This is a genomic window from Mucilaginibacter sp., assembly GCF_965200995.1.
Lineage (GTDB): Bacteria > Bacteroidota > Bacteroidia > Sphingobacteriales > Sphingobacteriaceae > Mucilaginibacter.
In genome coordinates, this window is the sequence record NZ_OZ241743.1 from 2,680,328 (window position 1) to 2,693,106 (window position 12,779).

Consider the following 12,779-nt stretch of genomic DNA (forward strand, 5'->3'; position numbering starts at 1 on the left):
CGGAGGCTTTTTTGTATGTTTCTGTTCAGGGTAGTTAGAAGGGATAGCCAATGGCTAAGTTAAACACAGCATTTTTGCTGTCAAAACCCCACTCGTTACCCACCTGCCATGGTTTACGTACCGGGAACCCCAGGTCGGTGCGCAGCACAATTACGCTGGCATCAAAGCGCAAACCAAAACCTACGTCGGCCGCCAGCTGGCTTAAAAAGTTTTTACCAAAGGTGCCGCCTTCCAGGCCCTTGTGATATTTCAGATCCCAGATGTTACCGGCATCCACAAACAAGGCACCATAAACGATGCTGAAAAGTTTGGGGCGATATTCTAAGTTGGCTTCCAGTTTTAAGTCGCCTGATTGGTCAGCCAGAAAACGACTGTTAGCTGTGCTCGTTTGCGGCAAATATTGTTCAGGGTTAACTGTGCCGGGGCCGATGGAACGCGCCCGGAAACCCCTCAAACTATTTGGCCCGCCGATGAAAAATTGCTGGCTGTAAGGCAAGATGGTAGAGTTACCAAAAGGTATACCGATGCCCACGTTTATCCGCGCGGCAATCTGGCTGTTTAACCCTACCTTATGGTAATACCGGAGTTCATTATCAGCCTTTACATACTGGTTAAAGGTAGAACCGAAGATGCTATATGACTTACCAGCCAAAGTATCGGCGCCCGCTAAAAGACCAGCTACCACAGCAGATTCGCTTACACGTGTGCTAAAATATATAGTGTTCCTTTTGTACGTTTCAGTAGTGTTCGTATAAGTATAGGTATAGCTTGGGCCAAAAGTAAACTGGCGGTCGATAACGTGCTTTAAGGCCGGGTTGCGGGTTTTCTTTATACTGTCTGTATATAAGGTATCAACCGTAACCGGGTTTACAAATGTAACGTTGATTGGATTGAACTCATGCTGTTTATGCACATTTTCTTTCCACTGGTAACCAAATGAACCGCTGAAAGAATTGAGGGTATACAACTGGCTGCGGCGTACCACCGAGTATCCTAACGTTAAATTGGTACGGGGGATGTAAGCATTATCACTTTTAAAGTTAAACGGACTGATAAAGCGAGGCCACGACAGGGTGGTTTGTATACCCACCTGCGATAATGGATAGCCGCCATTGGCGCCGCCAATCTGCCCGTCGGTGCTGCCAAACAAAGTAACAGACAGTGCTTCCGCTCCCTTAAAGGTATTGCGGTCACGGAAGGTGAGGTTAATCTGCGTGCCATTATAGTTAGCAGAAGTAGTACGGCCCAGCAAATCCAGCTGTAATGATTTTTTAGGATATTGGGTCAGAAAGTAAAACACATTGAGTTTGCTTGAATCTGTGGATACATTCTCAAAACGGTTCTTTACAAACTTGAACGGCCCCAGGTCAATCATCCGGTTAAGCGAGTTGTTATGCTCGGTACGGTTGTACACATCACCGGGCTGCAGCAATACCGCATTCTTAAACACAAAAGGCTTAACGGTGTGCCTTGGATCAATCACATTATACCAGCGGTATTTTACGGCCGAATCCAGCTTTAACGCCGTATCCCGCAAAGAATAGCGGGGATACAAATAAATGTCATTGATGGTATAAATGCGGCGGGCCTTATTGGGTGTTTGCGGCTTTACAATCAAAAAAGCATCAATCATGTGGTTGCCTACGGTAGTATCACGCTGAAGCAGTAACTGTTCGGGGGCAAAATAATAAAAGCCCTCTTCCTTTAAACGGGCGTCAATGCGCAGGCGCTCGTTTTTAACTACATCGAGGTTGTACTTGTCACCTGCCTTCAGGAAAGATTTAGCAGATGTACCTGCCACCGCGGTATCCAGCGGATCACGCCCCTGCGGGAATACCACTTTGCGGTATTTATAGGCGGGGCCGGTTTGCACGGTGTATACCGCCTTGCCGTATCTGCCTTTGGTAACGGTATCGCCCACCACCTGCGACTGGAAGTAGCCCACGTTCTCCAGGCGGTTTTTCAATATGGTACTGTTGCCCACCAAATCTACCGAACTTACCAGTACCGGCGGTTCGCCTTTGGAGAAGAAGAAGTGGCGCAAGCCTTTCTTCTTGGTTGTATAAAAGCGGTTATATAAATACAACTTATAGCGCAGCCCCAAAATTTTAGCATTGGGTTTAGGGCGGGGCAAACCGGCTAAATCTGCTGATAAGGCTTTTGCTTCTGTAGTGGTGGTGTTCTGCTTATCAGTTATCTTAATCTCTCCGCCGGTATACAGTTTTTGCCCCGGTGCCAGGTATTTGGTATTACTGCAGGCACTAAGCAAAATCGACGTTATAGTTAATACAGTTAAATGTTTCCTCATGAGGGTTGGTTTGAAGTGGTAGGCGTAGTTTGCGCTTTTGGCGTATCCTGTGCCGGCTGCTGTTCAGCGTCCTGTTTTTTCTCTTTATCTTTCTGTTCCTGCTTGTAACGGCGGCGCATCTCTTTCTCTTCGCGGGTACGGCTGAAGATTTCCCTGAAGCGGTTGTAATCTACTGACAGGGTAAAGCCTACACCGGTTTCAATTACCTGCCCCTGTATTACAATATATTCATTACGGCGGTACGCCCTTAATACATAGCGGCCATCCTTACTCAGCTTATAGTTTACCGAAAGGTTGCCGGCAATATTCGATGATTTTTCGCCCGGCTGGTTGCCTCCCTCCAGATTAAAGTTATTACCCACAGTAACGCTCAACCGGTCATTCAGGAAGTTTTTAGACAGGCCCACATTCAAATCCGTTCGGTTTTGCGCGGTGCCCGATGAATAATCTTCACCCGAGGTCACATCAAAGTTCAGGTTCACACCGGCAATCAGGTTACCTGCCAGTTTGTTCAACTGGTCAGACAGCAGGCTGCTTACACTATTGCGTATGCTGCCTTCAATACCGCTGCTGCCGCCCTGGCTCTGAAATATATTGTCGCCAATAAAGTGGCCCAGTACCAATACACCCAGTACCTGCTTGTTCAGCTCGTTGGTATCGCGCTTAATTTGCGTTAAGCGGGTCTGCACCGTATTAATTACGCTATAAGATACGGTATAGTTGCTATCTGGCAACACAATATCAAAACTGATACGCGGGGCCAGCAACTGGTTACGCAGGTTCAGGTTAATGTTGAACGGCAGCTTTTGCTTGTACATGGTACGCTCAGATTCCGAACCGGTCAATTGGTCGTTCACCAGGTCAATAGGAGGTACGTTGGCAATATAAACTGCGGTTAAATCTATATTGGCGCTGGTTGGGTCGCCCGTCCAGGTAATGGTACTGCCCGGCTTAAAGTCGAACCGGCGGTTTACCGTAGCGTAAGACAACTGGTAAGAGCCACGATTTACCACGAAGGTTCCGGTCAGGTTGGTTTTACCGCTTGGGTCGATACCGCCCTGCAGGTTAGCTTCGCCGCTGATGTGCACCACATCGCCGTTACGCTCATCAATCACGATGTTGAAGTTGGCGTTCTTGTTCACCTTCACCGTCATATTCACATCAAGCCCGGTAATGTCCGACCGGCGTATAGAATCCAGCTGCTTCGCCATCAGCACCGAGTCCAGATTGGGCGGTGCATCCTGGTCAATATCTTCTACAACCCCTTTACGGTCTTCCACCCCCGGATCATTAGTTGGCAGTACGATGGTAAGGTTGGTATTATCATTTACGGTAAGCGAGCCATCCACAATAGGCTTGTTCAAATCGCCGCGAATGCGGATGCGGCTGTCTAAAAACAGCTTGCCATAGTACAGGCGGTTATCGGCTTGGGTAGAGTTGATCACACGGAAATTATCCATGCGCAAATCCAGCCCGAAACGGAAATCGGTAAACGTTTTGGTATATAAAGTGCCACTTAAAATGGCCTTGTTACCGGTAGAATCTACAAGGGTAAAATCATTGAACAGGATGCCATCGTTATTAAACGTGATGCTCTCATTCGGCATGGTGAAGTAAGAGTTCAGCATCGCCACATTAAAGGCCACTTTATTGAAGTTAATATCACCCCTTACGGCCGGGGCAGCGGTTGTGCCGGTAATTTTTAAAGCGCCTGTAATATTACCCGAAGCATTTTTCAGGCTGCCAAAACTAAAGCCTTCAATGCTCTTCATCCCTAAGTTCACAATGTTCAGGTTCATATCCAAACGGCCGCCATCGGTATAATACAAGCCGGTTAAATCTACCTGATTGCCTTTGCCGGTAATGCTCACGTTGGCCGCATAAGCGCCCGCAGTTTGATTGTTTACCTTAATGGCAATATTGCCTACCGTATCACCTTTAAAGCTAAAGTCGCCCACATTCATATTAGCTGTAAACAATGGCGATTTTTGAATATTGCTCACATTGGCGGTACCATTAATTACACCGCCCACTTGTAATGAATCCTGCTGGGCCAGCCGGGTAAGGGTTTCAATATGGAAGTTATCAAAACGTACATTCAACGGTGCGTTCGGCGTTTGCGGACTGCTGTTGACGCTTAATACCTGGTTGCTGTTGGTAATGGCAAAGTTATGTGCCAGTATACCCCGTTTGCCGTATTGAAAGAAGTTATCGGCGTTAACCGCCCATTGGGTATAATCCAACAGCAGGCCATCCTGCAAAAAGCTGAACTGGTAAGCGTTTGGCAATACATTGAACACACCGGCTATACGGTAGCGTTCTTTCTTAGCGGCATCGCGCACCTGTAAACTTACGTTCAGTTTATTGTTTTGGGCTGAGCCGGATATGCTGGGGTATAAAATTTTAATACTTGGCCCGGTACTGATCTGGTCAAACGTTAAAGCGTAATTCAGGGCATTGTTGCCGGTATTAATGTTCAGCTTACCATTATCCACTACGTTGGTGCCATACACAATTTTAGGCATAGTACCATTTACCACCAACTCGCCGCTCTGGCTGTTGAACCGGCCGTTAATGATAATCGGGTCCAACTGTTTTAAATCCGGCACAAACTGGGTAACCAGGTCGGTTTTCACCACCCGCAGGTCAAAATTGAACTGCTGCGGCGAATACTTGCCGGGTTTTGCCGAAGGGCCGCTGGCTAAGGCGGTATTAAAATATTTATTCACCACGTCCTGCATGGCAGGTGCAATTTCGGTAAGCTTGTACTTGCCGCCTAAGTGAGCTCGGGCAAAAGGTGTTTTTAGTAATAACGAGCTGCTATCAGGCGTAGCGGTAGACACCAGGCTAATGCTATCTAAAGCAATGCGTTGCGTACCATTGCGGAACACCATATCGGTTACCTGTACATCGGCATTCAGATAATCCGGGTCGGCGGTAGGTACATCGGCCAAAATTTTACCATGAAAGCTCATGGGCGTAGTGGTAAAATGCAGGCGTTGCAGGTTAATGCTGTCCACATCCAAAGTAGCGTATATAGCCGGATATTTTTTATTCAGGTTAGCCTTTGCATTCAGGTTGAAATTAATATTAGGGTCAGTCATGCGGGCTACGGTAACATAGTGCCCGTTTGCCGCAGTGCCGCGCAAGGTAAGGTTACGGTAATTATATCCTTTCACATAGGCGCTGGCTACATTGCCGTTAAACTGTAAATTGGCCCGTTTCGGGTCTAAGCCCCTTCCTTTTACATTAATGGTAGCGGTAACGCGGCCTACCATTTGCGGCTGCTTAATTAAAGCGCCGGCGTTCAGGTTATCGGCTTTAATATCGGCACTGTACGAAGCAGAATTTTTATTCTTGCTCATAATGTTCTTCGCACTCGCCACAGCGCTCAGGTTGCCCAGGCTGGAACGCAGGTTTAAGCGGGTGTTAAAATCATTCATGCTGCCTTTCAGGTTACCCTTCAGGTTCAGGTTTTCAGGAATGGTAATGGTATTCGGGATAGAGCCTGCCGGAGCCACGCTGTAAATATCCCGGCGGTTAATATTGAAATCCGCAATATTCACATCGAAGTAGGCCTTGTTTACATCAGGCAACCCTTTCAGCACTGCCGAAGCCTTGATATGCGTGCTGGTCAGTCCGCTGATTTCGATGTTCGGGATGTTCAGGTTATTAACTGCACCAATAATACGTCCATTGATACGCAGCGTTCCGTTTGGCATTTTATTAAACGGCGGCATGCTGGCCATCGTCGGCATAATCAGCAATACATCGCGCAAGCCCAACCGGCTGCCATCCAGATTGGCGTTGATGCGCAGGGCGCCAATGTTTTTGCTGATGCTTTCGATAGATGGGTAGCTTACCTGCAATTGCTTTTGAATGATGGTTTGCGGTGTTTGCAGCAGCAGGTCATTCAAATAAGCGTTTTTAGGCCCGTAAAAGAAGTTGGTATGAAATTGCTTTACGGCCAGTCCGCTCTTATCAGTGAAGGCAAGCGATTTTATTTTCCCTGAAATGGTATCAGGGTTGTAGCTCAAATCTTCAATTTCCGAGTTCAGGTTTTTAATGTCCATGTGGCCGTAATCCAACCCGCGGCGCAAAGGCGCCTGTGCGTTATTATCGAACCGCACATTATCATTGTTCAACTGTAATTTAGCCAGCTTTAATGCCCATCCTTTAGCCTGCGTGCGCGATACCAGCGTATCAATCTTCCTGGCTGTTTCCGCCACCGCCTTTTGCACCGTTTGCGGTTTGGCTAAAGATAGAGCCGCACGGGTATCGCTTAGTTCAATGCTCTTGATGCCTACCCGCTGGTTCTTTAGGTCAATATCGTCCATCTCCACCAAAAACTTACCCAAATCGAGTTTGGTAGCCAGTTCATTACTGCGGTAATTCAACCTGATTTTGGAAATATCAATAGTGCCTAAATCCAGTGTTAAATTAAGCGGGGTAGTGGCTGTATCTACTGCAGCGGCTTGTTTCACAGATGATCCGGCAGGCGTTTGTATCACCACGGCATCCACATCCGAAAGATTGATCTTCGGAATGCTGAACTTCATCTTGTCCAGATCAAATTCCTTAACGCGGGTATCAAAGTGGCCCAGTAGAAATTTCACATCGTTGCCGGTAGTTACATCTTTATAGGCAATGTTTATGCGGTCTAAAATAATTTTGTCCAGCTTGAATTGCAGGGTTGAAGTGGTGTCCTTTGGTTTAGGTTCCTTTTTCTGCTCGCTTGCAAAGGCCTTAATAATATAATCGAAATTGAAGGTGCTGTCTTTATCGCGGCTTATTTTTGCAGTAATGCCCTGCAAGTTAATTTCATTGATCTGTACCTTGCTTTTCAGCAGGCCCAGCATGTCAATATCCACCTTCAGCTTTTCGCCGGCAATCAGGGTATCGCGTTTCTGGTCTTCGAAGTATACATCTTCGAGCACCAGCATTTTAGGTATACCCAGGGTGATATGACCTATTTTAACCTTAGTATGAATTTTACCCTCTAAAAAGGTTACCGCTTTATCTTTGGCGAAATTTTGTACCGCAGGTACTTGTATTAAAATCACTACAAGCAATACCAAAAAGATAACACTCGCAATTATCCAAAGAATGGTTTTTAGGGCTATACGTCCAAATCGTTCCAAATCAGTAGTATTTCAAAGGTGAAGATTGCTATTCCTGTAAGTAGTAGTTAGTAACTAACAAAAATCATGCAAGAATAGTCATAATTTGACTGTCATTTCACTATCAGGAGTAATCAATTTATCTTTCAACAACCATCACAGCCGCTTGTTTTTTGGTAAATTTGTATACTTTTCCACATCGAACCCGAATAGACGAAAGCGATTATTATGCCCGATTTTTCACACCTGCACGTACATACCCAGTTCTCCCTGCTCGACGGCGCCGCCGATATTTCCAAACTATACAAGAAGGCCGCCGCCGATGGCATGAAGGCGCTGGCCATAACCGACCACGGTAATATGTTCGGCGTATTTAAGTTTGTGGCCGAAGCCGGCAAGCACAATGTAAAGCCTATTGTAGGCTGCGAATTTTATGTGGTGGAAGACCGGCACAAAAAGCAATTCACCAAAGAGAAGAGGGATATAAGGCATCACCAGTTACTGATCGCCAAAAATGCCGAAGGCTACCGTAACCTTATTAAGCTTTGCTCGTATGGCTACATGGAAGGTTTGTACAGCAAATGGCCGCGTATTGATAAGGAACTGATCTTAAAGCACCACAAGGGGCTGATTGCCACCAGCTGCTGCATAGGCGCATCAGTACCTCAGGCGATTTTGAAAAAGAGCGAGGCTGAAGCCGAGCAGGAATTTAAATGGTGGCTGGATCTGTTCGGTGAAGATTATTATATCGAGCTGCAGCGGCATGATATACCGGAGCAAACCATCATCAACAACACGTTGATGAAATACTCCAAAAAGCACAATGTAAAGATGATCTGCTCTAATGATTCGCATTATGTGGATCAGCCGGATAGCAATGCCCACGATATTTTACTGTGCGTAAACACCGGCGATATGCAGAGTACACCCATTGCTACCGACGAGGAAGGCGGCAGGGGCTATCGCTTTGGTTTCCCGAACGACCAGTTCTACTTTAAAACACAGGCCGAAATGGGCCAGCTGTTTCATGATATTCCTGAATCGTTAGACAACACCAATGAGATTGTAGACAAGGTAGACGTACTGAAGCTGAAACGCGACATTATGCTGCCTAACTTCCCTATCCCGCCGGAGTTTAAGATACATAACGGCCCCGAAGCTGATGTGCTGAACCAGTGGGAATACCTGAAGGACATGACCTTTAAGGGTGCCAAGAACAGGTATGCAGACATTGATGCCACCGTAGAAGAGCGCCTGAACTTCGAGCTGTTCACCATCAAAACCATGGGTTTTGCCGGTTACTTCCTCATCGTGGCCGATTTCATCAAGGCCGGGCGAGATCTGGGGGTATTTATCGGCCCGGGCCGTGGTTCGGCAGCCGGTTCGGTGGTGGCGTATTGTATCGGTATTACCAACATCGACCCGATTAAGTATAACCTGCTGTTTGAAAGGTTCCTGAACCCCGACCGTAAATCAATGCCCGATATTGATACCGACTTTGACGATGAAGGCCGGCAAAAGGTGATTGATTACGTAGTGGATAAGTATGGCAAGAACCAGGTAGCACAAATTGTTACCTACGGCTCTATGGCCGCCCGTACCAGTATACAGGATGTGGGGCGGGTGCTGGATATGCCGCTATCTGAAGTGAGCATGATGAAGAAGCTGGTACCCGAAACATTGGGTATTACGCTGAAAGCCGCCATTGAACAGGTGCCCGAACTGCAGGCCATTAAAAATGGTAACGATTTGCGGGCAACCGTACTGCGCGAAGCCGAGAAGCTGGAAGGCTCGGTACGTAACACCGGCGTACACGCGGCGGGTATCATTATTGCGCCCGATGATCTGACCAATATTGTCCCGGTGGCTACCGCCAAGGACTCCGACCTGCTGGTTACCCAGTTTGATGGCCGGGTGATTGAAGATGCAGGCGTAATCAAGATGGACTTCTTAGGGTTAAAAACGCTGACCATCATTAAAAACGCGCTGGCGCTCATCAAGCAAAATCATGGGGTTGAAATAGACATTGACACCATTCCGCTGGATGACCAGCAAACCTACGAGCTATATCAGCGCGGCGACACCAACGGTACCTTCCAGTTTGAAAGCGACGGGATGCAGATGTACCTGCGCGATTTAAAAGCCGATAAGTTTGAGGACTTAATTGCCATGAACGCCCTGTACCGCCCGGGGCCGCTGGAATATATTCCTAACTTTATTAAGCGTAAACACGGCCTGGAGCCGATTACCTATGACCTGCCCGAAATGGAGGAATACCTGAGCGAAAGCTACGGTATTACGGTATACCAGGAGCAGGTGATGCTGCTGTCGCAAAAGCTGGCCGGCTTTAGCAAGGGCGATGCCGACGTATTGCGTAAGGCGATGGGGAAGAAGCAGATCGACATCCTGAACAAGATGGAGAAGCAGTTTATGGACGGGGCTGCAGCCAAAGGCCACCCCAAAGATAAACTGACCAAGATATGGAACGACTGGAAAGCCTTTGCCCAGTACGCCTTCAATAAATCGCACTCCACCTGTTACGCGTTTGTGGCTTACCAAACGGCCTGGTTAAAATCGCACTATCCGCCCGAATACATGGCTGCGGTATTGAATAACCAAAACAGCATCGAAAAAATATCCTTCTTTATGGAGGAAACCCGCCGCATGGGCATCAACGTAAAGGGCCCGGATGTGAATGAATCACAATGGGCATTCGCGGTGAACAAGCAGGGTGATGTGCGCTTCGGTTTCTCCGGCGTAAAGGGCATTGGCGAAAAGGCCATTGAAAGCATTATAGAAGAGCGTGCCGCTAATGGCTCCTATAAAACGATATATGAATTTGCCCAGCGCTCCAACGGGCGTTCGGTTACCAAAAAGGTGTACGAAAATCTGGTGTACTGCGGCGCTTTCGACAGCTTCGGCTTTAACCGTGCCCGCTTCTTTGCCAAAACTGAGAACGGTTTACTAAGCGGACTGGAACGGTTAACTAAGTATTCTAACGATTACCAGAATACCCAAAGCAGTTCACAGGCCTCTTTGTTCGGCGGTAGCGTAGCTGCCTATATACCCGAACCTACCTTACCCGAATGTGATGAGTGGCCGCTGATTGAAAAGCTGAAGTACGAAAAGGATGTGATCGGCATTTACCTGACCGGCCACCCGCTGGACAATTATAAACTGGAACTGGAACGGTACTGCCAAAACAAGGTGAGCGATTTAAAGCTGCTGGTTAAAATGCGCAACGGAGAGGCCGATGACGAATCTACCGAGCGGTTCAACCACCTGCGCCGCCAGGGCGAACTCACCGTGGGCGGTTTGATGGCTAACGTGCAGCACAAAACCACCAAGATGGGTAAGCCTTTCGGTACGTTTGTACTGGAAGACTATAATGATTCTTATGAATTTGCCTTGTTCGGCGATGATTATATCAAATTCCGTAACCTGCTGGTGGATGGCTACTTCATCAGGGTAAAAGGCAACGTGGAGGAAAAATACCGCCAGGTAAACAACTGGGATATGCGCATCGCGGTAATTGAGCTGTTATCCGAAATGCGGGATAAAAATACCAAGGCTTTGGTAGTACCTGTTGGCATACACATGATCAACAGCGAATTTTTAGCGGGTTTGCAAGGCATTATTGAAATTAATCATAATAAGTACCCAGCAAAAAACTGTATGCTCAAATTTAAGGTGATCGACAACGAGCCGTTTGATAATAAGGATTATATCACTACCGATTTATCGGCAAAAGATATTAGGGTAAACCCAAGTGATGATTTGCTGGAGGCGGTATACCAGCTCACCAATATCCAACCTCTTTTAAAATAATTATGGCGTTTTGTGCAGTTCCGTCAAAATATCAACGCGGTGTAAACATTATGGGTAATCTGTTTGTCAAGATGTCATGCCGCTACTTGTGGCAAGCTATTTGAATACTTTATATTTGTTCATACAATAAAAATTAAAACTATGGCTTTAGAAATTACTGACGCAAACTTCGATGAAGTGGTGCTGAAATCAGATAAACCGGTATTGGTTGACTTTTGGGCAGAGTGGTGCGGCCCCTGCCGTATGGTAGGCCCTGTAGTTGAAGAAATTTCAAAAGATTACGGCGATAAGGTAGTGGTAGGCAAGGTAAACGTTGACCATAACCCCGGCGTATCCATGAAATTTGGTATCCGCAACATTCCTGCCTTATTGTTCTTCAAAGACGGTGAGATTGTAGACAAGCAGATTGGCGCTGTGCCAAAATCGGTACTGGCCGGTAAGCTGGATAAACAACTGGTATAATCAGTTCACTCAATAATATTAAATAAAAAGCGTTGCACTTTTGCAGCGCTTTTTTTATGCTATCTTACTTCAGGTTATGGCAGCATTGCATTCCAATAACGAGCTACGGCAACTGGCCGATTTAGATCTGCTGGCCCGCCAGGTGGTAGAAGGGTTTATTACGGGGCTGCACCAAAGCCCCTTTCACGGCTTTTCGGTAGAGTTTGCCGAGCACCGTTTGTATAACAGCGGCGAATCGGTAAAAAACATCGACTGGAAGCTAATGGCCAAAACCGACAAGATGTTTGTAAAGCAGTATGAGGAGGAAACCAACCTGCGCTGCTACCTGATGCTGGACACTTCCTCGTCCATGAACTACCCGGAAAAAGGCATAAGCAAACTCCAGTTTTCAATTTATGCCATTGCTTCACTGATGTACCTGTTTAAAAAGCAGCGCGATGCCTTTGGCTTGTGCCTGTTTGCCACTGAGGTGGAATGGATAAGTGCGGTTCGCTCAACCGGGGCACACCTGTTCTACCTGTTCGCGCAGTTAGAAAAAGCCTGGCAGCAGCCCAAAGGCCGCAGCCAAACGGATATTACCAAAGCCATCCATTATATAGCGCAGGAGGCGCACCAGCGCTCGCTGGTAATTATCTTTAGCGATATGATGGAGAACAGCAGTAACCCGGCTAAAGCCGATGCCTTGTTTGCCGCGCTGCAGCATCTGAAATATAATAAGCACGAAGTGCTCATCTTTAATGTGAACGACCGGGCGCACGAGCATGAGTTTAACTTTGATAACCGGCCGCACCAGTTCACTGATGCCGAAACCGGGCAGCAGGTGAACCTGCATCCGGGGCAGGTACGCGAAAGTTACCAGGCGGCTTACCGCAACTACCGCCGGCAGCTGGAACTTAAATGTGCCCGGTTTGGCATCAACTGGGTAGATGCCGGTATTGCGGAAGGCTACTACAGCTTGCTTAAAAGTTACCTGGTTAAGCGCAACAAGATGGTTTAGAATGTTATATGCAGCAACCCCTCCCTGCCCTCACGTGGGGAGGGGGAAGTGTCCGTCTGCCTGG

General features: G+C 47.3%; 5 protein-coding genes. 3 read left to right on the top strand and 2 right to left on the bottom strand.

What is annotated here, in order from left to right; translation table 11 throughout:
• Window positions 1-34 precede the first annotated feature (34 nt).
• Window positions 35-2,308, bottom strand: coding sequence for a translocation and assembly module lipoprotein TamL (gene tamL, locus ACY652_RS12480; RefSeq protein WP_462264706.1), 2,274 nt, complete (start codon window positions 2,306-2,308; stop codon window positions 35-37).
• The gene (locus ACY652_RS12485; RefSeq protein ID WP_462264707.1) at window positions 2,305-7,449 is read right to left on the bottom strand and encodes a translocation/assembly module TamB domain-containing protein; all 5,145 of its coding nucleotides are present in this window, start codon (window positions 7,447-7,449) and stop codon (window positions 2,305-2,307) included. The genes tamL and ACY652_RS12485 overlap by 4 nt, the downstream gene beginning before the upstream one ends.
• A gap of 207 nt (window positions 7,450-7,656) precedes the next feature.
• Between ACY652_RS12485 and dnaE the strand changes: the two genes are divergently transcribed.
• The 3 genes from dnaE (at window position 7,657) to ACY652_RS12500 (ending at window position 12,715) form a co-directional block, all read left to right on the top strand.
• Window positions 7,657-11,256, top strand: a complete 3,600-nt coding sequence (dnaE, locus tag ACY652_RS12490) for a DNA polymerase III subunit alpha (protein WP_462264708.1) — start codon at window positions 7,657-7,659, stop codon at window positions 11,254-11,256.
• 141 nt (window positions 11,257-11,397) lie between these two features.
• Complete coding sequence (trxA, locus tag ACY652_RS12495; protein ID WP_462264709.1) at window positions 11,398-11,718, top strand: thioredoxin; 321 nt, start codon at window positions 11,398-11,400, stop codon at window positions 11,716-11,718.
• Window positions 11,719-11,794: 76 nt separating this feature from the next.
• Window positions 11,795-12,715: a DUF58 domain-containing protein gene (locus tag ACY652_RS12500; protein ID WP_462264710.1), complete on the top strand. Its 921-nt coding sequence runs from the start codon at window positions 11,795-11,797 to the stop codon at window positions 12,713-12,715.
• The last annotated feature ends 64 nt before the right edge of the window (window positions 12,716-12,779 follow it).